The organism is Streptomyces ambofaciens ATCC 23877, from assembly GCF_001267885.1.
In the GTDB taxonomy this organism is placed as follows: domain Bacteria; phylum Actinomycetota; class Actinomycetes; order Streptomycetales; family Streptomycetaceae; genus Streptomyces; species Streptomyces ambofaciens.
On the sequence record NZ_CP012382.1, the window covers coordinates 4,508,731 to 4,531,836 of the forward strand.

The window sequence follows — 23,106 nt, forward strand, 5'->3', positions numbered from 1 at the left end:
CGCACGTCGTCGTCCTTCTCGCTTCGCCCTTTTCCGGCACCGTGCCGCCTGCCGCGGCCTGCCGTCATGGAGACACAGAACCGTATGCCCACGTCTTTTCAGCCTTCCCGGCCTTCTGAGCTTTCCGAGCCGGCCCAGTCTTTCCAGCAGTCCGTCATCGACGAGTTCCGCGCCAACGGGGGAAAGGTCGGCGGCCCCTTCGAGGGTGAGGACCTGCTCCTGCTGACGACCACCGGCGCCCGGTCGGGAGCCGCGCGGACCACGCCCCTCGGTTACGTTCGGCACGGGGACTCCCTCCTCGTCGTCGGGTCCAACCTCGGTGGCCCGCGGCATCCCGGCTGGTACCACAACCTGCTCGCCCGTCCCCTGGTCGAGGTGGAGATCGGCGCCCGGGCCTTCCAGGCTCTCGCCGTGCCCGCCGAGGGCGCCCGGCGCGAGGAGTTGTTCGCGCACGTCGTGCGGGCGGCGCCCGGCTACGGCGAGTACCAGGCCGGGACCGACCGGCTGCTGCCGGTCGTGGTGCTGGAGCGCGCCGAGCCCGACGACTGGGAGGGGCCCGGCGAGGTCCGCACCCTCGCCGACAAGGTCATGGAGGTGCACACCTGGCTGCGCGGCCAGTTGCGCCAGGTGCGGGCGGAGACCGACGCCCATTTCGCCGCACGGGCCGCGCACCGGGGTGCCGGTGAGGCGCCGGTGCCGGGCCTCGGGCTGCAGATCCGGCAGCGGTGCCTGGCGTTCTGCCAGGCGCTGGAGTTCCACCACGTGAGCGAGGACGGGCATCTCTTCCCGGGGATCGCCCGCCACCACCCCGGTCTGGCCGACGTCTTCGACCGGCTCGCCCGCGAACACCGCACGATCGCCCGCATCCAGGGGGAGCTGGCGGAACTGCTGGCGGGCGTCCACATCGCCGACCCGCAGCGGTTCCGTACGGAACTGGCGGCGATGTCGGCGGAGCTGAACGCGCACCTCGACCACGAGGAGGAGGCGCTGATCCCGCTGCTGGCCGACGTGCCGTGGCCGCCGGCCGGGCCCCCGGCCGCGCCCTAGTGGTGCCAGGCCTTGCCGCCCGTGTTGTGGATGAAGCGCTGGAGCACCTTCATGGTGGTCAGGTACTCCTCGTCGGAGATGCCGGCGTGGCGTTCCGTCCACAGATCGGTCTGGAGGGCGGCGGCCTTCTCGTAGAAGGCCCTGCCGTCGGCGGTGAGGGTCAGGTGGCCGTCGGGGGTCTGGGTGATCCAGCCCCGCGCGATGGTCTCGTCGATCTCCGGCTCCATCTCCTGGCCCGTGTCGAGGTAGTTCCGCAGGAGGGCGGACACCTCGTCGCGGGCCTTCGGGGCGCCGGCGACCTGGTTGAGGACCCACCACTGGGGCTGGGTCGTGCCGATCCCGGCGAGGGCCGCGCGGGTGCGGTCGATGACGGCCTTGTAGGCGGCCCAGCTCCAGTAGCCGATCGGCTGCTGGACCAGTTCGGCGTCGGTGTGCGTGTACTGCATGGTCACTCCCTCGTCCGGTGTCCGTGGGAGCGACCGTAGAAGCTCGACCAAAGTTGAGGTCAAGGGCCGTCGAGGCCGACTCCTCGTCGGCAAAGGCACGGGTGGGGCGGGCGTAGCGTAGGTGGTATGTCGACGTACGGATCCTTTCCCGGCACCCGGCCCCGGCGGCTGCGGAGCACTCCCGTCATGCGTCGGATGGTCGCCGAGACCCGGCTGCACCCCGCCGACTTCATCCTCCCCGCCTTCGTCCGCGAGGGCGTCGGCGAGCCGGTGCCGATCACCGCGATGCCCGGGGTCGTGCAGCACACCCGGGACACCCTGAAGAAGGCCGCCACGGACGCGGTCGAGGCCGGGATCTCCGGGATCATGCTCTTCGGGGTGCCGGAGGAGGAGAAGAAGGACGCGGTCGGCACGGCCGGCACCGACCCGGACGGGATCCTTCAGGTCGCGCTGCGTGACGTGCGGGCCGAGGTCGGGGACGAGCTGCTCGTCATGTCCGACCTGTGCCTCGACGAGTTCACGGACCACGGGCACTGCGGGGTGCTGGACGCGCAGGGGCGGGTCGACAACGACGCCACCCTGGAGCGGTACGCCGAGATGGCGCAGGTCCAGGCGGACGCGGGCGCCCATGTGGTGGGGCCCAGCGGGATGATGGACGGGCAGATCGGCGTCATCCGCGACGCGCTCGACCAGATCGGGCGGGAGGACGTCGCCGTCCTCGCCTACACGGTCAAGTACGCCTCCGCCTTCTACGGGCCCTTCCGGGAGGCCGTCGGGTCCTCGTTGCAGGGGGACCGGAAGACCTACCAGCAGGACTCCGGCAACGCGCGGGACGCGATGCGGGAGCTGGCCCTCGACCTGGAGGAGGGCGCCGACATGGTGATGGTCAAGCCGGCCGGCCCCTACCTCGACGTCCTGGCCAAGGTCGCCGACGCCGTGGACGTGCCCGTGGCCGCCTACCAGATCTCCGGCGAGTACTCGATGATCGAGGCCGCCGCCGAGAAGGGCTGGATCGACCGCGACCGGGCCATCCTGGAGACGCTCACCGGCATCAAGCGGGCCGGCGCGCGCAACATCCTGACCTACTGGGCCACCGAGGTCGCTCGCACGCTGCGCTGAGCGACCTCCCCCGGTGCTTCGTGCAGGGGGTGCGGGCACCCCTTCAGTGGCTGAGGGCCGCGTCCATGTCGGCCTGCCAGTACGTGACCGTGAGCGCGGTGTCGACGTACACGCCGCCGGCGGGCAGGGCGACGGTGGCGACGGAACCGTCCTCGAAGGGGATCGTCAGGGTGTCGGCCTGGTAGCCGTTCTCGCCGCTGCCGTCGCCGGCCGACAGCAGGACCCCGGCGTAGCCGGCCTCACCGGGCTGGACGCCGGTCAGCGACTGCGGCTTGGTCGACTCCGCGACCGGCGGCACCGACTGCGCCTCGCCGAAGCGGGCCGCCGGGTACTGCGGGAGCATGCAGGTCTTCGAGCCGGTGTTGGTGGCGGTCAGCAGCAGGTGGTTGAGCGGGCGGGGAACCTCCGTCGCGGTGATCTTGACGTCGGCTGCGGAGCACTTGCCGGGCAGGTCGGAGTCCTCGTCCCCGGTGCCGCCCGACGTGCCGGAGGAGCCGGAGGCCGCGGACGAGCCGGACGAGCCGGACGACCCGGCCGTCTTCCCGGACGAGCCGGAGCCGGCGGCGCCGGTGGAACCGGAGGAGGCGGCCGAGCCGGCGGAGCCGTTCGTTCCCTTCGTGCCGCCGGTCTCCGTGCCCCCGGCCGACTCGTTCCCGCCGGAGGGCCGTTCGCTCTGCTGTCCGGCCGGGGTGGCGGAGGACGGGGCCGGGGCGCCCGTGTCCGATCCGTCGCCCTCACAGGCCGTCAGGGCGAGCGCGGCCAGCGCGACCGTGGTGGCGGCGAACAGGCGGGTGCGGGTGGTGCGTGCGGACATGACTGGTGCCCCTTCGGGTGGAGTTGAGGTGAGCCGCTCGACCGTTCACCGGGAGCGGCTGCTTGGATGACCACAGCTTGGGGTCGGGGCCGTCCCGGTCGCCAGCGGTGCCGGGGTATGCGGGACAATGGGATGCCGGGACGGCTCTGACCAGGGGGAACGTCATCCCGCTGGGATGCGGTACGGGGACGCGGGGAGAGGGAGGAACGGGTGGCGGGGGAAGATTTCGCGGGACTGCTGCGGGAGTTGAAGGAGCGGTCCGGGCTGAGTTACGGGGCACTGGGCAAGCGGCTGCACATGAGCGCGTCGACCCTCCACCGGTACGTCAGCGGGGAGGTCGTACCCACCGAGTTCGCCCCGGTCGAACGGCTCGCCCGCGTGTGCCGGGCGACCCCCGACGAGGTGCTCGAACTCCACCGCCGCTGGATCCGCGCGGACGCGCTGCGTGGGGTGAAGAAGGAGGAGGGGAACCCCGGGAAGGGGAAGGAGCCCGCGGCGCCGCACACGGCGCCGGAGGCCACCCCGTCGGAGGCCACCCAGCCGTCGGCCGCCGGGCCGGAAGCCGCCCAGGCGTCACCCGTCGGGTCGCAGGCCGCCCAGGCGTCACCCGCCGGGTCGCGGGCCGCCGGGGCGGAGGCCGTCGGAGGGGCGGAGGGGCCGGGGGAAGCCGGCGGCGCCGACGCGGCCGAAGTCGCCGAAGCGGTCCGGGGGTTCGGTGCGGACGCGGACGAGACCGCGCCGCTGGTGTCCGCTCCGCCCGCCCCGGGCGTGCCGCGCCGCCGGGTGCCGCGCACCGCCCTGTACGCCGCGATCGGCGTCGTCGCCGTCAGCGCCGCCGTGGCCCTGGTGGTCAACCTGGTGCCGGGCACGGGCGGCGACGACGGCGGACACCGGGGCACGGCCGGGGCCGCCGCGAGGGCCTCCGTGCCGGAGTCCGCGCCCGCCACCCGGTCGGCGTCCTCCAGCGCGTCCTCCTCGCCGTCCCCCTCCGCCTCCGCGTCTCCGTCCCGGTCCGCCTCCGCCTCCGCCTCCTCCGCCGACTCCGCGCCGGGCGGGAGCACCGCCGGTCCGAGCCGCCGCGCACCCGACGCCGGCCCGCCGCTCACCGTGTCGACCACCCCGTACTACTGGGACACCCCCTGCGAGCACGCGTTCCTCGTGGACCGCAGTCCGAAGAACGTGCTGCCGCCGCCGCCCCAGCAGGACGCGGTCGGCTGGGCCACCGCCTACGGAGCGGTCTCCGCGAACCGGCAGACGGCCGTCCTGACCGTGCAGGGCACCGGCGCGGAGACGGTCGTCCTGACGGGTCTGCACGTGCGCGTGGTGAGCAGCAGGCCACCCCTGGACTGGGACCAGTACGTGATGGGCAACGGCTGCGGCGGCCAGGTGGACCCCAAGGACTTCGACGTCGCGCTCGACCTGGGCAACCCCCTGGCGATGCCGGTCGGGGGGCAGCGGAACTTCCCGTACAAGGTGAGCGAGTCCGATCCCGAGGTCTTCCGCGTCAACGCGCACACCAGCGGCCACGACGTCAGCTGGTACCTGGAGCTGGAGTGGTCGAGCGGCGGCCGGGAGGGCACGGTGCGCGTCGACGACCACGGCCGGCCCTTCCGCACCAGTGCCTCCAAGGACGGCTCGTACTACGCGTATCCGCTCGGCAGCGACGCCTGGGAGCTGGTCCCGGAGGAGTGACGGGGGAGGGCGGGCGGGCTCTGGCGACGCCTTCGGCCAGGGCCCGCGACGACGGCTGCGTCGGCCGTGCGGTCGCACGGGTGTCCGGATCGCGGAAAGCCGCTTGTAGGCGGCACGTACTTCCCTAGGGTGCGGGCATGACCGTGACTGAGAACGCGCCCGCACCGTCCGCCGCCCTGCCGCCGCTCGCCGCACGGGCCCGGTCCATCGGCGGATCGCCGGTACGGGACATCCTGGCCGTCACCGCCCGCCCCGAGGTGATCAACTTCGCCGGCGGGCTGCCGGCGCCGGAGCTGTTCGACGCGGAGGGCATCGCCGCCGCGTACCGGGACGTCCTCGCCGAGCAGCCCGCGCGGGCGCTCCAGTACTCGACCACGGAGGGCGAGCCCTCGCTGCGGGCCGCGCTCGCCGCCCGTACCTCGGCCCGCGGCCTGGACACCGGCCCCGACGACCTCCTCGTCACCACCGGTTCGCAGCAGGCCCTGTCGCTCCTCGCCACCGCCCTGATCGAGCCCGGCGACACCGTCCTCGTCGAGAGCCCCTGCTACCTGGCCGCGCTCCAGGCCTTCGGCTTCGCGGGCGCCCGGGTCGTGGCCGTGCCCGGGGACGAGGACGGGATCGACCCCGGGGCGCTGGAGGAGCTGGTGGTGCGCGAGCGGCCCAAGCTGCTCTACACCGTCCCCACCTTCCAGAACCCCACCGGCCGCACCGTCCCCGCCGCACGCCGTGCCGCCGTGGCCGAGATCGCGGGCCGGTGCGGACTGTGGATCGTCGAGGACGACCCGTACGGGGAGCTGCGTTTCGAGGGTGAGCGGCTGCCGTGGATCGCCTCCTTCGACGGCGCCCGGGACCGGACCGTGCTGCTGGGGTCCTTCTCCAAGGTCATGGCGCCCGGTCTGCGCCTCGGCTGGCTGCGGGCGCCCGCCGGACTGCGCCGGGCCTGTGCGGTGGCCAAGCAGGCCGCCGACCTGCACACCCCGACGGTCAACCAGCTGGCCGCCGCCCGGTACCTGGCCGACCGGGACCTGGACGCCCACGTCGCACGGGTCGCCGGGGCCTACGGCGCACGCCGGGACGCCATGCTCGCCGGCCTGGCGGACGCGCTCCCGGCGGGTTCGGCGTGGAGCCGTCCCGAGGGCGGCATGTTCCTGTGGGCGCGGCTGCCGGACGGGTACGACACCACCGCCCTGCTCCCCGAGGTGGTCCGGCACGACGTGGCGTACGTGCCCGGCGCTCCCTTCCACGCCGGGGAGCCCGACCGCGCGACGCTGCGGCTGTGCTTCGTGACGCAGACGCCGGACGAGATCGCGGAGGGGCTGCGGCGGCTGGGGGCGGGGCTGCGGGGTGCGGTGGAGCGGGAGGCGTAGGACCGGTCCTAGGACGAAGAGCCGAGGCAGCGGGGCCGGGACCGCGCCTACCGTGAGGGCATGCCTTCGACCGTGCGGACGACGACGCCCTTCGACCTCGACGCCTACCTCGACCGGATCGGCTGGGAGGGGGAGCGGCGGCCCGACGCGGCCGTGCTCCGCGGTGTGCACCTCGCCCACCTGAGGGCCATCCCGTTCGAGAACCTCGACGCCCTCGGCGGCACGGCCCCCTCCCTCGCCCTTTCCGACCTGATGGACAAGCTGGTGCACGGCCGCCGCCGCGGGGGCTACTGCTACGAGCACAACACGCTGTTCGCGGCGGCCCTGGAGGCGCTGGGGTTCCGGGTGACCCGGCTGACCGCGCGGGTCGTCGTCGGCGCGGAGCGCTTCGAGGACCGTCCGCGCACCCACATGGCGCTCCTGGCCGAGGTGCCCGGCGACCCGCGGCCGTACCTCGCCGACGTCGGCTTCGGTGCCATCGGCTCCCTGCTGGAACCGGTGCCGCTCACGGCGGACACCGAGTTCCACGACGCGGGGCGCCGGCACCGGCTGGTGCGCGTGCCGCACCGGGGGCCGCTGGAGATGTGGGTGCTGGAGGCCTGCCGGCCTGGCGCGGACGGCGGTTGGGAGGCCCAGTACGCCTTCACCCGGGAGCCGTTCGAGGAGTCCGACTACGAGGTCGTCAACTGGCACGTCGCCACGAACCCGCGCTCCCCGTTCTCCCGGCGCCCCTACGTCCAGCGCCTCACGCAGGACGGTCACCTGCTCCTCGACGGCGACCGCGTCACCGCCACCCGGGCCGACGGCACGGTCACCGAGCGGAAGGCGACGGTCGAGGCGGAGATGCGCCGGGTGCTGGCGGAGGAGTTCGGCATCGAAGCGCCCGAGGGAGCGCGGCTGATCCGCTGACGCGACGTGCCGGCGACCGGTCCCGGAGGAACGCGTGGGGTTTCGGTGGTTTATGTGAAGCGTGTGGGGGGAGCCAACTGGGCGTTGTGCCACACCAGTTCGGGCGCCCGGGTGGTGCCCGCCACACATAGGGGGAGGCATCCGTGCGTACTCGCACCGGATGGCGGCGTGTCCTGCTCGGCACGCTGGCGAGCCTGACGGCGACGATCGGCCTGACGGCCGGACTGGCCGCGCCCGCCGCGGCGGCGACCGGGACACCGGTGGCCGTCACCAAGTACAGCCACACCAGCGCATCCGGCGACTGGGTCGGTCAGGGCGGAAGCGTCGCCTACACGCCGGGGACGGCGGACATCACCGTGTCCGGGGAGAGGGAGGCGCTGACCGTCCGGATCGAGAACGAGACCGACTGGTGGACCGTCGAACTGGCCGCTCCGCGGGGTGAGAAGCTCCACCCCGGGGTCTACCGCGGCGCGGAACGGGCGTCCTCGCGCACCGGACGGGCCCCGGGCCTCGACGTCAGCGGCGACTCACGCGGCTGCAACCAGGTCTACGGGCAGTTCTCGGTCCACCAGATCGAGGCGGACGCGACCGGTGCGATCACCGTGCTGGACGCGACCTACACGCAGCGGTGCGAGGCGACCGACGCCCCGGTCCTCAAGGGCGTCGTCAAGTACCGCGCCTACCCGCTCTCCTTCACCTACGCCAGCGAGCCCGGCGACTACCCCGGCCAGGGCAGGAGCGGCACCCACACCGGTGCCACCAGCCTCTTCTCGCTCCAGGAGTGGGGCGTCGGCGGTCTCCAGTACGACGTGTCCGGCAAGCGCGAGACCTGGTCGGCCCTGCTCGTCCCGCCCGTCGGCGAGCGCTTCGAGGCCGGACGCACCTACCGGACGGAACGCGGCAACGGACCCGGCGTGGCCGGCCTCGACGTGTCCGGCTTCGGCGGGTGCAACGCCAGTGAGGGGACGCTGACGCTCACCAGGCTGGCCCGCGGCGAGGACGGCGTGGTCACCGCCTTCGCCGCCACGTTCGTCCAGCACTGCGAGGGCGCCGAGCCGGCACTGCGCGGGACGATCCACTACTACGCCTGACGTCTGACGCCTGACGGGCGGGCCGGGTGCGTCCCGGCCCGCCCGCTCAGAGCCGCTCGGGCGTCCGGATGCCCAGCAGGGCCATGCCCCGGTGCAGGGTGCGGGCCGTGAGGTCGCACAGGAACAGGCGGTTCTCCACCTGCTCGGGCGACTCGGCCTTCAGCACCGGGCACTTGTCGTAGAACGACGTGTACAGCGACGCCAGCTGGTACAGGTACGCGGCCAGCTTGTGCGGGGCGTACTCCGCGGCCGCCTCGAAGACCGTGTTCCCGAACGCGTCCAGGTGCAGACCCAGCGCCCGCTCCGCCTCGTGCAGGGCCAGCTCCGGGTGGGCCGCGGGGCGGACCTCGCCGGCCTTGCGCAGGATGGACCGGATACGGGCGTAGGCGTACTGGAGGTACACGCTGGTGTCGCCGTTGAGCGAGACCATCTGGTCCAGGTCGAACTTGTAGTCCCGGCTCGGCGACGTCGACAGGTCCGCGTACTTCACGGCCCCGATGCCGACCTGCGCGGCCCGCTCCTGGATCTCGTCCTCGGTGAGGTCGCGCGCCTTCTCCCGGACGACCTCCGCGGCCCGCTGCACCGCCTCGTCCAGCAGGTCCTCCAGCCGCACGGTCTCGCCCTCGCGCGTCTTGAACGGCTTGCCGTCCGCGCCGAGCACCGTGCCGTAGCCCATGTTGTGCGCGGTGACGTCGTCGTTCAGCCAGCCGGCCCGGCGGGCCGTCTCGAAGACCATCCGGAAGTGCAGCGACTGGCGCACGTCGACGACGTACAGCAGCGTGGTCGCGTGCAGGTCGCCGACGCGGTTGCGGACCGCGGTCAGGTCGGAGGCCGCGTAGCCGAAGCCGCCGTCCGCCTTCTGCACGATCAGCGGGACCGGCTGGTCGTCCTTGCCGCGGATCTCGTCGAAGAAGACCACGAGCGCGCCCTCGGAGCGCACCGCGACGCCCATCTCCTCCAGGAGGCGGGCGGTCTCGGGCATGCCCTCGTTGTACGCGGACTCGCCGACGATCTCCTCGTCGCGGATCTCCATGTCGAGCTTCTCGAAGACGGAGTAGAAGTAGACCTTCGACTCGTCCACGAACTGCTGCCACAGTTCGAGGGTCTCCTTGTCACCGGACTGGAGGGCGACGACCCGCCTGCGGGCCCGCTCCTTGAACTCCTCGTCGGAGTCGAAGAGCGCACGCGACGCCTTGTACACGCGGTTCAGGTTGCTCATGGCCTGCTCGCCGTCGACGTCGGCCGCGGGGGCCAGCTCGCCGGGGTGCTCGAACAGGTACTGGATGAGCATGCCGAACTGGGTGCCCCAGTCGCCGATGTGGTGCCGGCCGATCGTCTTCTCGCCGGTGAAGTCGAGCATGCCGCGCAGGGCGTCGCCGATCACCGCGGAGCGCAGGTGGCCGACGTGCATCTCCTTCGCCACGTTCGGCTGGGCGTAGTCGATCACCGTCGTGCCCGGCCGCTCGGCGTACGGGACGCCCAGGCGGCCGCTCTCGTCCGCGTACCGCGCGGCGAGGTTCGCGGTGATCGCGCGGTCCCCGAGGGTGATGTTGAGGAAGCCGGGCCCGGAGACCTCGACGTCCTTGATCAGGTCGCCGGTGGTCAGGTGCGAGACGACCTCGCCGGCCAGCTCCCGCGGGTTCGCCTTGGCCTTCTTGGCCAGGGCGAGGATGCCGTTGGCCTGGTAGTCCGCCCGGTCGCTTCGTCGCAGCAGCGGGTCGGCGCCGGCGGCCTCGGGCCGGGTGGCCGTGAGGGCGGACGCGAGGTGCTGCTGGACGGAGTCGCTGAGGGACGTGACCGAGGCCATGGAGTGGTTCGCCGTTCTGCTCGGGGTTCCGGGAGTGAGGCTGTCCGTAGGTACGGAACCCGAGTATCCCACGCGGTGAAAAGCCGTTTTCGCGGATGCGGGCCGGGCTGGGAGAATGGAGCGGTCAGCCGTGCGACCGTGCCGGCTGCTCAGCAGAAGTTTCTGGGAACTCCAGGGAAGAGGACGTGCCGATCGTGGCTCAGAGCACAGAGACCACCGACTGGGTCTCCCGTTTCGCGGACGAGGTCATCGCCGAGTCGGAGCGCCGTGCACCGGGCAAACCCGTCGTCGTCGCGTCCGGACTCTCGCCGTCCGGTCCCATCCACCTCGGCAACCTGCGCGAGGTCATGACCCCGCACCTGGTCGCCGACGAGGTGCGCCGCCGGGGCCACCAGGTCCGGCACCTCATCTCCTGGGACGACTACGACCGCTACCGCAAGGTGCCGGCCGGCATCTCCGGGGTGGACGACTCGTGGGCCGAGCACATCGGCAAGCCCCTCACCTCCGTCCCGGCCCCCCAGGGCTCCGCCCACCCGAACTGGGCCGAGCACTTCAAGGCCGCGATGGTCGCCTCGCTCGCCGAGATGGGCGTGGAGTTCGACGGGATCAGCCAGACCGAGCAGTACACCTCCGGGGTCTACCGCGAGCAGGTCCTGCACGCCATGAGGCACCGGCAGGACATCGACGCGATCCTCGCCCAGTACCGGACCAAGAAGGCCCCGCCGAAGAAGCAGCAGCAGAAGCCGGTCGACGAGGCCGAGCTGGAGGCCGCCGAGGGCTCCGGCGCCGCCGCCGAGGACGACGGCAGCTCCGGCTCCGCCGGGTACTTCCCGTACAAGCCGTACTGCGGCAACTGCGAGAAGGACCTGACGACGGTCACCGCGTACGACGACGACTCGACCGAGCTGACGTACGCCTGCACCGCGTGCGGGTTCTCCGAGACGGTCCGGCTCAGCGAGTTCAACCGCGGCAAGCTGGTCTGGAAGGTCGACTGGCCGATGCGCTGGGCCTACGAGGGCGTGATCTTCGAGCCCAGCGGTGTGGACCACTCGTCTCCCGGGTCGTCGTTCCAGGTCGGCGGGCAGATCGTCGGGATCTTCGGCGGCGAGCAGCCGATCGGGCCGATGTACGCGTTCGTCGGCATCAGCGGCATGGCGAAGATGTCCTCGTCCAAGGGCGGGGTGCCCACCCCGGCCGACGCGCTCCAGATCATGGAGCCGCAGCTGCTGCGCTGGCTGTACGCCCGCCGCCGGCCCAACCAGTCCTTCAAGATCGCCTTCGACCAGGAGATCCAGCGCCTCTACGACGAATGGGACCGCCTCGACGCCAAGGTGGCCGACGGCACCGCCCTGCCCGCCGACGTCGCCGCCCACTCGCGCGCCGTGCGCACGGCCGCCGGTGAACTGCCGCGGACGGCGCGGCCGCTGCCGTACCGCACGCTCGCGTCCGTGGCCGACATCACCGCCGGCCACGAGGACCAGGCGCTGCGCATCCTCAGCGACCTCGACCCGGCCGACCCGCTGGGCACGCTCGCGGAGGTCCGCCCCCGGTACGACAAGGCCGAGGCGTGGATCAACACGCACGTCCCCGCCGACCAGCGGACCATCGTGCGCGAGGAGCCCGACGCCGAGCTGCTGAAGTCCCTCGACGAACAGGGCCGGCAGTCGCTGCGGCTGCTGCTCGACGGACTGGCCGGGCACTGGTCGCTGGAGGGGCTCACCCACCTCGTCTACGGCGTGCCCAAGGTCCAGGCCGGCTTCTCCGCCGACGCCACGCCCAAGGAGCTGCCGCCGGAGATCAAGACCGCCCAGCGGTCCTTCTTCGCGCTGCTGTACCACCTGCTCGTCGGCCGCGACACCGGCCCGCGGCTGCCCACGCTGCTGCTGGCGGTGGGGCAGGAGCGGGTGCGGACCCTGCTCGGGGAGTAGGCGGCGCCACGGCGAAGGGGCCCTCCGTCGGCGGAGGGCCCCTTTCGTCCTTCGTCCGTGCCGGCTACGCGATGTGCTCCTCCTGGAGCTCCCGCATGTGCCGCTCGCTGAACACCTTCACCATCCGGTCGGCCTCCCGCGGAGCCAGCGGCACCCCGAAGGTGGCCTCCACGTCGTCCCGGAACTGGGCGGCCGTGGGGTAGCTGCCGTCGATCGACTTCCGGAAGACCGTGTAGTAGTCCTCCGCCGTCGGCGGCGGCTCGGACGTGCCGCCGCCCTCGCCCAGCTCGCGGGTGCGGGTCGGGCCCACCGGGATCGGGAAGCTGCCGGTCTCCTCGGGGGACGGCTCCTGCGGCGGGGGCTCCTCCTCGAACTGCTCCCGGTACTGCTCGGCCTGCCGCTGCTCCTCCGCCCAGTGGGCGTACTGCTCGGGGTCGAAGTCCGGGTCGTAGCCGCCGTGGTACTCCACGGTCTGCGGGTCCCGGGCGTGCAGCCACGGGTTCCGGTCCTCGGTGGGCGCGTCCCGTCCGGGCTCCCGCTCCTCCTCCGGGGCACCGGCCAGCTCGGGACGCTGCTCCGCCGCGGGGGCCGCCTGCGGGCCCGCCTCCTGGGGCCGGGGCGCCGGCGGCAGCAGGGCCGGCTCGATGCCGGCCGCCGCGAGGCCCGCCGGGGCCGTCTGCGCCAGGGGGACGCCGTAGCGGGCCAGGCGCAGCGGCATCAGCGACTCCACGGGGGCCTTGCGGCGCCAGCCGCGGCCGAAGCGGGAGCGCAGCCGGGCCTGGTACACCAGGCGCTCCTGCTCCAGCTTGATCACCTGCTCGTAGGAGCGCAGCTCCCACAGCTTCATGCGGCGCCACAGCAGGAAGGTGGGCCCCGGCGAGAGCAGCCAGCGGGTGAGGCGCACGCCCTCCATGTGCTTGTCGGCGGTGATGTCGGCGATCCGGCCGATCGCGTGCCGGGCGGCCTCGACGGAGACCACGAACAGGATGGGGATCACGCCGTGCATGCCCACACCCAGCGGGTCCGGCCAGGCCGCCGCGCCGTTGAACGCGATCGTCGCCGCCGTCAGCAGCCACGCGGTCTGGCGCAGCAGCGGGAACGGGATGCGGATCCAGGTCAGCAGCAGGTCCAGGGCCAGCAGTACGCAGATGCCCGCGTCGATGCCGATCGGGAAGACGTAGCTGAAGTTCCCGAAACCCTTCTGCAGGGCCAGTTCCCGCACCGCCGCGTACGAACCGGCGAAGCCGATCCCGGCGATGATGACGGCGCCGAAGACGACCATGCCGATGAGAACGCGATGCGTCCGGGTCAGCTCTAGTGGCGCGGCCACCCGTACTCCCCTCCCAGTGCCTGTTGTTGCGCGCAACAGAGTGGCACATGTGTGCGGGGGACGGGTGGCCGGTGGGTCGATACGGCCCGTCAGCTCGTCTTCGACGAGGCCTTCGACGACGCCTTCGACGACTCCTTCGAAGGCGACTTCGACGTCGACCCGGATGCCGAGGCCGAGCCCGAGGCGGACTGGGAGGGCGACTTGGCGCCGCCCGTTCCACCGCCGCCGTTGGCCTTCGTCACCGCCGCGACCGCTTCCTCGGCCGCCTTCCGGGCGTCCTTGACCAGGTCATCGGCGTCCGGGGTCTCGTCGCCGGCCAGGCCCGCGCCGTTGTAGTCGACGGTCACGACGACGTTCTCGACGCGCGCCACGACCGTCTGCTGCTTGAAGGTGCCTTCCTTCTTCTTCAGGTCGTACCGCACGACCGACGCCTCGTCGCCCGTGCCGCTCACCGGGGTGGTCTTCAGGCTCTTGGCGCCCTCGGCGCTCTGGACGTCCTGGAGCTGCTTCGTGTAGTAGTCGTGCGCCAGGTCGTCGCCCGCACCGCGCGTGGCGTCCGAGTCGAAGCGCAGCATCGACACGCTCAGCCAGCGGAACTGGGAGCCGTCCACGCCGTTGTCGTCGAGGCTGTCCCAGGAGCAACTGCCGCGCGTCGCCGTGTCGTTGGACGCGCCCTCCTTGCCGGAGTCGGCCTTCGGCACCAAGTCCTTCAGCGTCTTCTTCGCCAGCACCGCACAGGGCTCGGGCAGCTTCGCGTACGCCGCCGCCTCCACCGTCGGGGTGGGGCTCGCGGACTTGGACGCGGCCGGCTTGTCCGCGGCCTTGTCCTTGGCGTCACCGGAGCCGGAGTCCGAGGAGCAGCCGGCTGCCACCAGCATCAGGGGGACGGCGGCCGCCGCGCAGACAACACGGGGGAGTCGCTTCGCTCGCTGGTCACACTGGGCTCGTCGCTGCATGGTTCCTTCACTCATGGCACTCGTGGTTCCTGCGGTCGGAACGGGTCCGAGGGGTCACGGTACGCGGTGGGGAAAGTGTGCGGCTCCCCTTCAGGTGCTTCACACACGTGCACCGGGGAGCCCCCGCCGGGCTCAACCGCTCAGCGAATCCGCGAGCTGGGAGGCCAGTTTCCGCGCCATGTCCTGCATTTCCTCGCTGTCGGGGACGACGCCGAGCATCGCCGGCTGCTCCGCGTACTCGATGGTCACCACGACGTTCGACGTGCGGAACGCCACAGTCACCGTGCGTCGTTTCGCCGTCGAGCCGGAGCTGCTCAGCTCGTCGTCGACCAGCGCCTCGTCGCCCAGGTCGTCGAGGAGCCGGGGCTGGAGGTCGGCGGGCGTGGCACCGGAGGACGCGCCCGACGAGGGGGCGGTGGGCGACGCGGAGCCGGAGGGCGGGGCGCCGGACGGGCCGGGCGACGCGGTGTCGGACGGGGACGCGGACGCCGACGCGGACGCCGACGGCGGTTCCGACTCCGACTCCGACTCGGAGGCGACCGGTTCCGGCAGGTCCGCGGCCTCCACCTGCTTCGCGAAGAGCTGTTCGGCCTGGCTGTCGTCGCTCACGGCGTTGTCGTAGGACACCACCCGCTCGAAGTCGACGAACAGGTGGTTGGTGGCGTCCGCCGACTCCACCTTCCAACGGCAGCCGACCTTGCGGTCGCTGTCGTACGCGAGCGTCGCCTCACCGGCGTACGCCTTCTCGCGCTGCTCCTCGTCCGCGATCTCCTGGATGCCGGGCAGGAGCGAGTCGAGCGCCTTGTCGCCCACCGCGCCGCACGGTTCCGGAAGGGTGCGGTACCTGCCGGGCTGGGCGGCCTCGGTCGCGACGCCGGGCCGGCCCGGATTGGAGTCGTCCGCCGTGGCGCCGTCGCCCGAGCCGCCGGTGCAGCCGGCCAGCAACGCCGCCAGGGCGGCGGCGACGCCGGATACATAGGCCTTCCGCTGCACGGTACGGCTCCTCTCGCCGGTGTGGCTGTGGTCGGTACTCCAGTGTCCCCGCTGGTTATTCGCTTGCCGCGCGGGGGCGTCCCCAGAAGACAATGTGTATCGCACGAGCCGCCGTGAGCGCCGGTCAGTCGTCCTTTTGGCTGCCCTTGGCGCCGGTTGTGCGCTGTGAGACTTCTGTATGTTTTCCGGGGGAACGAGGACGATATGTCGTACGTGGAGATGCCGGGCGCGAAGGTGCCGATCCGGATGTGGGCCGATCCGGCCACGGTCGAGGACGGGGCGCTCCAGCAACTGCGCAACGTCGCGACACTGCCGTGGATCAAGGGCCTCGCGGTCATGCCGGACGTGCACTACGGCAAGGGTGCGACGGTCGGTTCCGTGATCGCGATGCAGGGTGCCGTGTGCCCGGCCGCGGTGGGCGTGGACATCGGCTGCGGGATGTCGGCGGTGCGGACGTCCCTGACGGCCAACGACCTCCCCGGTGACCTGTCGCGGCTGCGGTCGAAGATCGAGCAGGCGATCCCGGTGGGCCGCGGGATGCACGACAGCCCCGTCGACCCGGGCCGCTTCCACGGGCTGGCGACCGGCGGGTGGGACGACTTCTGGGGGCGGTTCGACGGGGTGGCGGAGGCGGTCAGGTTCCGTCACGAGCGGGCCGGAAAGCAGATGGGAACGCTCGGCTCCGGGAACCATTTCGTCGAAGTCTGCACGGATACGACCGGCTCCGTCTGGCTGATGCTGCACTCCGGTTCCCGGAACATCGGCAAGGAGCTCGCCGAGCACCACATCGGCGTCGCCCGGAAACTTCCGCACAACCAGGGGCTGGTCGACCGCGACCTCGCGGTGTTCGTCGCGGACACCCCGCAGATGGCGGCGTACCGCAACGACCTGTTCTGGGCGCAGGAGTACGCGAAGTACAACCGCACCCTCATGATGGCGCTCCTGAAGGACGTGGTCCGCAAGGAGTTCAAGAAGGCGAAGCCGGCCTTCGAGCGGGAGATCTCCTGCCACCACAACTACGTGGCGGAGGAGCGGTACGACGGCATGGACCTGCTGGTGACCCGCAAGGGCGCGATCCGTGCGGGCTCGGGGGACTACGGGATCATCCCGGGCTCCATGGGGACGGGTTCGTACATCGTCAAGGGCCTCGGCAACGATAAGTCCTTCAACTCCGCGTCCCACGGGGCGGGCCGGCGCATGAGCCGCAACGCCGCCAAGCGCCGCTTCTCCACCCGGGACCTGGAGGAGCAGACGCGAGGCGTGGAGTGCCGCAAGGACTCCGGCGTCGTGGACGAGATCCCGGGCGCCTACAAGTCGATCGACCAGGTCATCGAGCAGCAGCGGGACCTCGTGGAGGTCGTCGCGAAGCTGAAGCAGGTCGTCTGTGTGAAGGGCTGACGCCCGGGGCGCCGTCGGCCGTCAGCCCTCGCGGTGCACCTTCGTGTTCGAGGCCTGGGCGCGGGGGCGGACCACCAGGAGGTCGATGTTGACGTGGGCGGGGCGGGTGACCGCCCACGTGATGGTGTCGGCGACGTCGTCGGCGGTCAGGGGTGCGGCCACGCCCTGGTACACCTTGGCCGCCTTGTCCTGGTCGCCGGCGAAGCGGGTCAGGGCGAACTCGTCGGTCTTCACCATGCCGGGCGCGATCTCGACGACGCGGACCGGGCGGCCGACGATCTCCAGGCGGAGGGTCTCGGCCAGGACGTGTTCGGCGTGCTTGGCGGCGACGTAGCCCCCGCCGCCCTCGTAGGTGGCGAACCCCGCGGTGGAGGAGACGACCACCACCGTGCCGTCGCCGCTCGCCTCCAGCGCGGGGAGCAGGGCCTGGGTGAGGTTGAGGGTGCCGATGACGTTCGTCTCGTACATGCGGCGCCAGTCGTCCGGGTCACCGGTGGCGACCGGGTCGGCGCCGAGCGCACCGCCCGCGTTGTTGACGAGGACGCCGATGGTCCTGAACGCGGTCGCGAACTCGTCGACGGCCGCGCGGTCGGTGACGTCCAGGGGGTACGCCGTCGCCTTGTGGCCGGCCGCCTGGATCTCCTCGGCGAGCGCCTCGATGCGGTCCTTGCGGCGGGCGGTGAGGACGACGCGGTAGCCGGCCGCGGCGAGCTGCCGGGCCGTGGCGGCGCCGATGCCGCTGCTCGCACCGGTGACGACGGCGATGCGCGAGGCGGCGGACGGGGCGGCTGCGGGGGCCATGGGCTGCTCCTGGTTCGTCATGAGGGCGACGCGGGACGCGTCCTGGATACGGCGCGAACGGACGCCGCCCAGGGTAGTCAGCCGCCGTTGCGCGGCGCCCACATGATCACGGCCATCCCGGCGAGGCAGACCAGCGCGCCCGTCACGTCCCAGCGGTCCGGGCGGTAGCCGTCCGCGACCATGCCCCACAGGATCGAACCGGCCACGAAGATCCCGCCGTACGCGGCGAGGATGCGGCCGAAGTGGGCGTCCGGCTGGAAGGTGGCGACGAAGCCGTAGGCGCCGAGGGCGAGGACGCCGCCGGTCGCCCACAGCCAGCCGCGCTGCTCGCGCACGCCCTGCCAGACCAGCCAGGCGCCGCCGATCTCGAACAGGGCGGCGACGACGAACAGCGCGGCGGAGCGGAGGACGAGCATGCGGGCAGCTTCGCACACGGGGGCCGGGCCGGGCCGACGGGGCGCCTGTCACCTGTTGGAGGGCGCTCGGGACCGGCTTCGCGGGGGATGCATCCGTACGACGCGGTGACCTGCGGGTCCCCGCGCCGGCGTCGGAGCCGGCGGCGGCCTGCGGGCCGGAGGAACGGGTGGAGGAGGCACGGATGCGCAAGCGGTGGATGCGGGGGCTGGTGGTGTGGGGCGTCGTCGTGGGGGCGGCGGCGGGGGCCGGGGTGGGCGGTGCGGGGCTGCCCGCGCAGGCGGTGCCGGGCCCGCGGTCTGTGGCGGCGGCCCCGGTTCCGCGCCCCGTGCACGCGGCCCCCGTGCCGGAGGCCGACCTGGCCCATCACGGGTCGGCGACCCTGACGGGCGACCGGGTGGACGTCCGGCTCGTCCCGGTCAACCACGGCCCCTCCGCCGTTCCCGACGCCACCGTCCGCCTGCGCTGGTCGGTGCCGCTCGCGGTACGGCAGGAACTGCCGGACGGGTGCGCGCGGGCCGAGGAGCGGGTGGTGCTGTGCCGGACCGGGGCGCTGGCGGTCGACGGGGTGGGGGAGCGGATCACGCTGCGGGTACTGCTGGCGGGCGCGCCGCCCGAGGTGGTGCTGGATCTCGACACGGTGTGGAGCGGCGGCGCGGTGGACCGCCACCGGGAGAACGACCGGCAGCGGGTGCTCGTGCTCGCCACGGGGGACCCGTACGCGTTCTGAGGGGCGGCGGAGGGCTCCGAGGGGCCTCGGGGGCGCCACGCCTAGGGCACGCGGGGACGCCCGAACCCCCGGGGCCGGAACCCCCGGGGCCCGGAACCCCGGGGCCCGGAACCCCGGGGCCCGAACCCCGAGGCCGGGACCCTGAGCCCCGAACCCCCGAGGCCGGAATAACGTCCGTCGCTCCACCGTTTGGCGGTATAGTTGAACCGTCAACAACTCGGAGGTTGAGCGACCATGCAGTTCGGCATCTTCACCGTCGGCGACGTCACGCCGGACCCGACCACCGGGCGCACGCCGACCGAACGCGAGCGCATCAAGGCCATGGTCGCCATCGCGCTGAAGGCCGAGGAGGTCGGCCTCGACGTCTTCGCGACCGGCGAGCACCACAACCCGCCGTTCGTGCCCTCGTCACCGACCACGATGCTCGGCTACATCGCGGCCCGCACCGAGCGGCTGATCCTCTCCACCTCCACCACCCTCATCACCACCAACGACCCGGTGAAGATCGCCGAGGACTTCGCGATGCTCCAGCACCTGGCCGACGGCCGGGTGGACCTGATGATGGGCCGCGGCAACACCGGCCCGGTGTACCCCTGGTTCGGCAAGGACATCCGCGAGGGCATCAACCTCGCCGTCGAGAACTACGCCCTGCTGCACCGCCTGTGGCGCGAGGACGTCGTGAACTGGGAGGGCAAGTTCCGCACGCCGCTCCAGGGCTTCACGTCCACGCCCCGGCCGCTGGACGGCGTCGCGCCGTTCGTCTGGCACGGCTCGATCCGTTCCCCGGAGATCGCCGAGCAGGCCGCGTACTACGGTGACGGCTTCTTCCACAACAACATCTTCTGGCCCGCGGACCACACCAAGCGCATGGTCGAGCTGTACCGGGCCCGCTACGCCCACTACGGGCACGGCACCCCGGAGCAGGCGATCGTCGGCCTCGGCGGCCAGGTGTTCATGCGGAGGAACAGCCAGGACGCGGTGCGCGAGTTCCGCCCGTACTTCGACGTCGCGCCCGTCTACGGGCACGGCCCCTCCCTGGAGGACTTCACCGAGCAGACGCCGCTGACGGTGGGCTCGCCGCAGCAGGTGATCGAGAAGACGCTGGCCTTCCGCGACTACGCGGGCGACTACCAGCGCCAGCTCTTCCTGATGGACCACGCCGGCCTGCCCCTGAAGACCGTCCTGGAGCAGCTCGACCTGCTCGGCGAGGAGGTCGTGCCGGTGCTGCGCAAGGAGTTCGCGAAGGACCGCCCGGCCGACGTGCCGGACGCGCCGAACCACGCGTCCCTGCTGGCCGGCGCCCGCAAGGAAGGAGCACGGGCATGAGGCTCGTCGTCGTCTCCGCGGGACTGAGCGTCCCGTCCTCCACCCGGCTGCTGGCCGACCGGCTGGCCGCCGCGACCGCGGGACGGGCGCCCGCGGCGGAGGTGCAGGTGGTCGAGTTGCGCGACCTCGCCGTGGAGATCGCGCACACCTTCACCAACGGCTTCCCGGGCCGGAACCTGTCCGCCGCCTTCGACGCGGTCGCGGCGGCGGACGGGCTGATCGTCGTCACGCCGGTGTTCTCGGCCTCGTACAGCGGGCTGTTCAAGTCGTTCTTCGACGCGCTGAGCGTGACCGAGGCGGACGCCCTCGCCGCCAAGCCGGTGCTGATCGGCGCGACCGGCGGCACGGCCCGGCACTCGCTGGTCCTGGACCACGCGCTGCGTCCGCTGTTCGCCTACCTCAAGGCGGTCGTCGTCCCGACCGGGGTGTACGCCGCCTCGGAGGACTGGGGCGCCGAGGGGCTGGACGGGCGGATCGAGCGGGCGGCCGGGGAGCTGGCGGCCCTGATGGCGGGGCTGTCGACGGCCGGGAAGCCGGCCGGGGAGGCGGCCGGGGAGCCGCTGGGGGAGGCGGCTACGGAGCCGGTCGGGCAGCCCTCCGGGCGGCCGGTCGCGGAGGCCGACGGGATCGTGCCGTTCGCGGAGCGGCTCGCCGCGCTGCGGCCCGCCGGGTGAGATCCCGGTGAGAAGCCCGGCCGCCCGGTCGCGGGGCGCCCGGTCTTGGCAGACTGGGCGCGTGCCCCGGACCGTTCTGCTCGCCGAAGACGACCGCGCGATCCGGCACGCCCTGGAGCGCGCCCTCACCCTGGAGGGGTACCGGGTCACCGCGGTCGCGGACGGCGTCGAGGCGCTGGCCCAGGCCCACCGCGCCCGGCCGGACGTCCTGGTGCTGGACGTGATGATGCCGGGCGTCGACGGCCTCCAGGTCTGCCGGGAGCTGCGCGCCGAGGGCGACCCCACACCGATCCTGATGCTCACGGCGCTGGTGGAGACCGCCGACCGCATCGCGGGCCTCGACGCGGGCGCCGACGACTACGTGGTCAAGCCCTTCGACGTCGAGGAGGTCTTCGCCCGGCTGCGCGCCCTGCTGCGCCGCACGGACCGCGCGGAGCCCGACGGCGACGGCGCCGAGGACGTACCCGAGCCGGACGGCGACCGGGAGGCGGCGGCCGGCCGGTACCTGGAGGCGGCCGGGCTGCGCATGGACCCGGGGGCCCGGCGCGCCTGGCGGGACGGGGACGAGCTGGAACTGACCCGCACCGAGTTCGGGCTGCTGGAGCTGCTGGTCCGCAACGCGGGCATCGTGCTCGACCACTCCACGATCTACGACCGGATCTGGGGCTACGACTTCGGCCCCGGCTCCAAGAACCTCGCCGTCTACGTCGGCTATCTGCGCCGCAAGCTCGACCGGCCGGGCGCTCCGCGGCTGATCCAGACCGTGCGCGGGGTGGGTTACGTGCTGCGGGAGGACTGAGTGGGCCCCTCTCCGCTCGGGCGCCGGCCCCGGCTGCTGTCCCTGCGGACGACGTTCGCGGTGTCGTTCGCCACGGTCACCGCCGTGGTCACGGTCCTCGTCGGAGTGCTGTCGTACAACGCGGCGGCCCGGCTGGTCCGGGTGGACCAGGAGTCCGTCTTCGCGCAGGTCGTGCAGGACCTGCGGGCCGAGGTGCGCGAGCGGCCGATGTCGCCCGGTGACTTCTCCTCCTCCGCGCCCGGCCACGACATCGTGCGCCCGGCCCGCACCGACGTGCAGGTGCTCGGGCCGGACGGCGAGGTGTCCGACCCGGCCGGCCCGCGGCTGCCGGTCACCGGCGCCGACCGGCGGGCCGCGGGTGCCGCCGAGGCCGGGCGGACGGTGCAGCACGAGGACGTGGGGGTCGGCCGGGACGTCTTCCGGGTGGCGACCGTCTCCCTCGGCGGTGGCCGGGGCGCGGTGCAGGTGGCGCAGGAGTTCAGCGGCACCGAGGACCTGCTGCGGGCGCTCCAGCGCCGGACGCTGCTCCTGATGGCCGCGGTGGTGACCGCCGCGGGCCTGTTCGGCTGGTGGCTGGCCCGGCGCATCACACGGCGCCTGGTGGTCCTCACCTCCGCCGCCGAGAACGTCGCCCGCACCCGCCGGCTCGGCGTTCCGGTGCCGGTCACCGGCCCCGACGAGGTGGGCCGCCTCGGCCGTGCCTTCGACCTCATGCTGGGCCGCCTCGCCCAGTCGGAGGAGGACCAGCGGCGTCTGGTCCAGGACGCGGGCCACGAACTGCGGACGCCGCTCACCTCCCTGCGGACCAACATCTCGCTGCTGCGCCGCATCGACGAACTCCCGCCCGACGCCCGCGAGGAGCTGGTCGCCGACCTGGGCCAGGAGGCCCGGGAGCTGACCGACCTGGTCAACGAGCTGGTGGAGCTGGCGGCCGGCCAGTCCGCCGGCGAGCCCCCGCAGCGCGTGGACCTCGCCGGGATCGCGCACGACGTGGCGGCCCAGGCCCGGCGCCGTACCGGGCGGGAGATCGGCGTACGGGTCTGCGGCGAGACGGTGACCGACGGGCGGCCCGCCATGCTGACCCGGGCGCTCACCAACCTGGTGGAGAACGCCGCCAAGTTCGATCCCGACGGCACCGGGCCCATCGAGATCGCCGTCGCCGGACCCGCCCGGCCGGGCACGATCCGCCTCGAGGTCCGCGACCGCGGTCCCGGCATCTCCGACGCCGACCTGGCCCGTGTCTTCGACCGCTTCTACCGCGCCGCCGCCGCCCGCTCCCGGCCCGGCTCGGGCCTCGGCCTCTCCATCGTCCGGGAGGTGGCGCTGGCGCACGGGGGAGCGCCGTTCGCGACCCGGCGTGAGGGGGGCGGGTCGGTGATCGGGTTCACGGTGGGCACGGTGCTCGGGGACGACGGTGGCGCCGGCGGAGACGGCTGAGACGACGTCCCCCGCATGGACCGGCGCA

At 73.0% G+C, this 23,106-nt stretch carries 21 protein-coding genes; 13 read left to right on the plus strand and 8 right to left on the minus strand.

The window, feature by feature from the left end:
• Positions 1–84: 84 nt before the first annotated feature.
• Positions 85–1,047 (plus strand): nitroreductase/quinone reductase family protein, encoded by a 963-nt coding sequence (locus SAM23877_RS20120; protein ID WP_053135056.1) that lies wholly within the window; start codon positions 85–87, stop codon positions 1,045–1,047.
• Here the strand turns inward: SAM23877_RS20120 and SAM23877_RS20125 are convergent.
• Positions 1,044–1,493: a MarR family winged helix-turn-helix transcriptional regulator gene (locus tag SAM23877_RS20125; RefSeq protein WP_053135059.1), complete on the minus strand. Its 450-nt coding sequence runs from the start codon at positions 1,491–1,493 to the stop codon at positions 1,044–1,046. The two genes, SAM23877_RS20120 and SAM23877_RS20125, sit on opposite strands and share 4 nt — an antisense overlap.
• A 126-nt stretch (positions 1,494–1,619) precedes the next feature.
• On the opposite strand from SAM23877_RS20125, the gene hemB reads away from it, so the two are divergent.
• Positions 1,620–2,612 (plus strand): porphobilinogen synthase, encoded by a 993-nt coding sequence (gene hemB, locus SAM23877_RS20130; protein ID WP_053135062.1) that lies wholly within the window; start codon positions 1,620–1,622, stop codon positions 2,610–2,612.
• A gap of 43 nt (positions 2,613–2,655) precedes the next feature.
• On the opposite strand, the gene SAM23877_RS40060 is transcribed toward hemB, so the two are convergent.
• Positions 2,656–3,426: a DUF4232 domain-containing protein gene (locus tag SAM23877_RS40060; protein ID WP_053135065.1), complete on the minus strand. Its 771-nt coding sequence runs from the start codon at positions 3,424–3,426 to the stop codon at positions 2,656–2,658.
• 210 nt (positions 3,427–3,636) lie between these two features.
• Here SAM23877_RS40060 and SAM23877_RS20140 point away from each other — a divergent pair, with 210 nt between their 5' ends.
• From SAM23877_RS20140 to SAM23877_RS20155, 4 genes are all read left to right on the plus strand, one after another.
• Positions 3,637–5,118, plus strand: coding sequence for a helix-turn-helix domain-containing protein (locus SAM23877_RS20140; RefSeq protein WP_053135068.1), 1,482 nt, complete (start codon positions 3,637–3,639; stop codon positions 5,116–5,118).
• Between the two features lie 137 nt (positions 5,119–5,255).
• Positions 5,256–6,485 (plus strand): aminotransferase-like domain-containing protein, encoded by a 1,230-nt coding sequence (locus tag SAM23877_RS20145; protein ID WP_053135072.1) that lies wholly within the window; start codon positions 5,256–5,258, stop codon positions 6,483–6,485.
• 60 nt (positions 6,486–6,545) lie between these two features.
• Entirely contained in the window at positions 6,546–7,394 is an 849-nt protein-coding gene (locus tag SAM23877_RS20150; protein WP_053135076.1) for an arylamine N-acetyltransferase family protein, read from the plus strand.
• Positions 7,395–7,537: 143 nt separating this feature from the next.
• On the plus strand, positions 7,538–8,485 hold the full coding sequence (locus tag SAM23877_RS20155) for a hypothetical protein (RefSeq protein WP_244902970.1): 948 nt from the start codon (positions 7,538–7,540) through the stop codon (positions 8,483–8,485).
• Between the two features lie 46 nt (positions 8,486–8,531).
• Here SAM23877_RS20155 and argS read toward each other — a convergent pair whose 3' ends face one another.
• On the minus strand, positions 8,532–10,292 hold the full coding sequence (gene argS, locus SAM23877_RS20160) for an arginine--tRNA ligase (RefSeq protein ID WP_053135079.1): 1,761 nt from the start codon (positions 10,290–10,292) through the stop codon (positions 8,532–8,534).
• A gap of 185 nt (positions 10,293–10,477) precedes the next feature.
• Between argS and lysS the strand changes: the two genes are divergently transcribed.
• Positions 10,478–12,220 carry a lysine--tRNA ligase gene (lysS, locus tag SAM23877_RS20165; RefSeq protein ID WP_053135082.1) on the plus strand — a complete coding sequence of 581 codons (1,743 nt, stop codon included), beginning with the start codon at positions 10,478–10,480 and terminating at the stop codon, positions 12,218–12,220.
• 64 nt (positions 12,221–12,284) lie between these two features.
• Here lysS and SAM23877_RS20170 read toward each other — a convergent pair whose 3' ends face one another.
• The 3 genes from SAM23877_RS20170 to SAM23877_RS20180 form a co-directional block, all read right to left on the minus strand.
• A complete protein-coding gene (locus SAM23877_RS20170) occupies positions 12,285–13,550 on the minus strand; it encodes a DUF2637 domain-containing protein (protein WP_053135085.1) in 1,266 nt (421 codons plus the stop codon).
• Positions 13,551–13,639: 89 nt separating this feature from the next.
• Positions 13,640–14,521 (minus strand): DUF3558 family protein, encoded by an 882-nt coding sequence (locus SAM23877_RS20175; protein ID WP_053135088.1) that lies wholly within the window; start codon positions 14,519–14,521, stop codon positions 13,640–13,642.
• A gap of 117 nt (positions 14,522–14,638) precedes the next feature.
• Positions 14,639–15,499, minus strand: coding sequence for a hypothetical protein (locus SAM23877_RS20180; protein WP_053135091.1), 861 nt, complete (start codon positions 15,497–15,499; stop codon positions 14,639–14,641).
• A 204-nt stretch (positions 15,500–15,703) separates the two neighbouring features.
• Between SAM23877_RS20180 and SAM23877_RS20185 the strand changes: the two genes are divergently transcribed.
• Positions 15,704–16,897, plus strand: a complete 1,194-nt coding sequence (locus SAM23877_RS20185; RefSeq protein WP_053135094.1) for an RtcB family protein — start codon at positions 15,704–15,706, stop codon at positions 16,895–16,897.
• A 21-nt stretch (positions 16,898–16,918) separates the two neighbouring features.
• On the opposite strand, the gene SAM23877_RS20190 is transcribed toward SAM23877_RS20185, so the two are convergent.
• Positions 16,919–17,698, minus strand: a complete 780-nt coding sequence (locus SAM23877_RS20190; RefSeq protein ID WP_053142675.1) for an SDR family NAD(P)-dependent oxidoreductase — start codon at positions 17,696–17,698, stop codon at positions 16,919–16,921.
• A gap of 77 nt (positions 17,699–17,775) precedes the next feature.
• Entirely contained in the window at positions 17,776–18,114 is a 339-nt protein-coding gene (locus tag SAM23877_RS20195; protein WP_053135097.1) for a YnfA family protein, read from the minus strand.
• Between the two features lie 182 nt (positions 18,115–18,296).
• Between SAM23877_RS20195 and SAM23877_RS20200 the strand changes: the two genes are divergently transcribed.
• The 5 genes from SAM23877_RS20200 to SAM23877_RS20220 all read left to right on the plus strand — a co-directional run bounded on the left by SAM23877_RS20200 (position 18,297) and on the right by SAM23877_RS20220 (position 23,078).
• A complete protein-coding gene (locus SAM23877_RS20200; RefSeq protein WP_244902971.1) occupies positions 18,297–18,842 on the plus strand; it encodes a hypothetical protein in 546 nt (181 codons plus the stop codon).
• Positions 18,843–19,076: 234 nt separating this feature from the next.
• A complete protein-coding gene (locus SAM23877_RS20205) occupies positions 19,077–20,168 on the plus strand; it encodes an LLM class flavin-dependent oxidoreductase (RefSeq protein ID WP_053135100.1) in 1,092 nt (363 codons plus the stop codon).
• A complete protein-coding gene (locus SAM23877_RS20210) occupies positions 20,165–20,842 on the plus strand; it encodes a CE1759 family FMN reductase (RefSeq protein ID WP_053135103.1) in 678 nt (225 codons plus the stop codon). Before SAM23877_RS20205 ends, SAM23877_RS20210 begins: the two co-directional genes overlap by 4 nt.
• Positions 20,843–20,903: 61 nt before the next feature.
• Positions 20,904–21,641 (plus strand): response regulator transcription factor, encoded by a 738-nt coding sequence (locus SAM23877_RS20215; RefSeq protein ID WP_053135106.1) that lies wholly within the window; start codon positions 20,904–20,906, stop codon positions 21,639–21,641.
• The gene (locus tag SAM23877_RS20220) at positions 21,642–23,078 is read left to right on the plus strand and encodes a sensor histidine kinase (protein ID WP_053135109.1); all 1,437 of its coding nucleotides are present in this window, start codon (positions 21,642–21,644) and stop codon (positions 23,076–23,078) included. It begins immediately after the preceding gene.
• The last annotated feature ends 28 nt before the right edge of the window (positions 23,079–23,106 follow it).

Coding starts and splice junctions, on each gene's coding strand:
- SAM23877_RS20210 (WP_053135103.1), top strand. CDS start 20,165: ATGAGGCTCGTCGTCGTCTCCGCGGGACTGAGCGTCCCGTCCTCCACC.
- SAM23877_RS20195 (WP_053135097.1), bottom strand. CDS start 18,114: ATGCTCGTCCTCCGCTCCGCCGCGCTGTTCGTCGTCGCCGCCCTGTTC.
- argS (WP_053135079.1), bottom strand. CDS start 10,292: ATGGCCTCGGTCACGTCCCTCAGCGACTCCGTCCAGCAGCACCTCGCG.
- SAM23877_RS20125 (WP_053135059.1), bottom strand. CDS start 1,493: ATGCAGTACACGCACACCGACGCCGAACTGGTCCAGCAGCCGATCGGC.
- hemB (WP_053135062.1), top strand. CDS start 1,620: ATGTCGACGTACGGATCCTTTCCCGGCACCCGGCCCCGGCGGCTGCGG.
- SAM23877_RS20145 (WP_053135072.1), top strand. CDS start 5,256: ATGACCGTGACTGAGAACGCGCCCGCACCGTCCGCCGCCCTGCCGCCG.
- SAM23877_RS20120 (WP_053135056.1), top strand. CDS start 85: ATGCCCACGTCTTTTCAGCCTTCCCGGCCTTCTGAGCTTTCCGAGCCG.
- SAM23877_RS20205 (WP_053135100.1), top strand. CDS start 19,077: ATGCAGTTCGGCATCTTCACCGTCGGCGACGTCACGCCGGACCCGACC.
- SAM23877_RS40060 (WP_053135065.1), bottom strand. CDS start 3,426: ATGTCCGCACGCACCACCCGCACCCGCCTGTTCGCCGCCACCACGGTC.
- SAM23877_RS20185 (WP_053135094.1), top strand. CDS start 15,704: ATGTCGTACGTGGAGATGCCGGGCGCGAAGGTGCCGATCCGGATGTGG.
- SAM23877_RS20150 (WP_053135076.1), top strand. CDS start 6,546: ATGCCTTCGACCGTGCGGACGACGACGCCCTTCGACCTCGACGCCTAC.
- SAM23877_RS20200 (WP_244902971.1), top strand. CDS start 18,297: ATGCGCAAGCGGTGGATGCGGGGGCTGGTGGTGTGGGGCGTCGTCGTG.
- SAM23877_RS20175 (WP_053135088.1), bottom strand. CDS start 14,521: ATGAGTGAAGGAACCATGCAGCGACGAGCCCAGTGTGACCAGCGAGCG.
- SAM23877_RS20190 (WP_053142675.1), bottom strand. CDS start 17,698: ATGGCCCCCGCAGCCGCCCCGTCCGCCGCCTCGCGCATCGCCGTCGTC.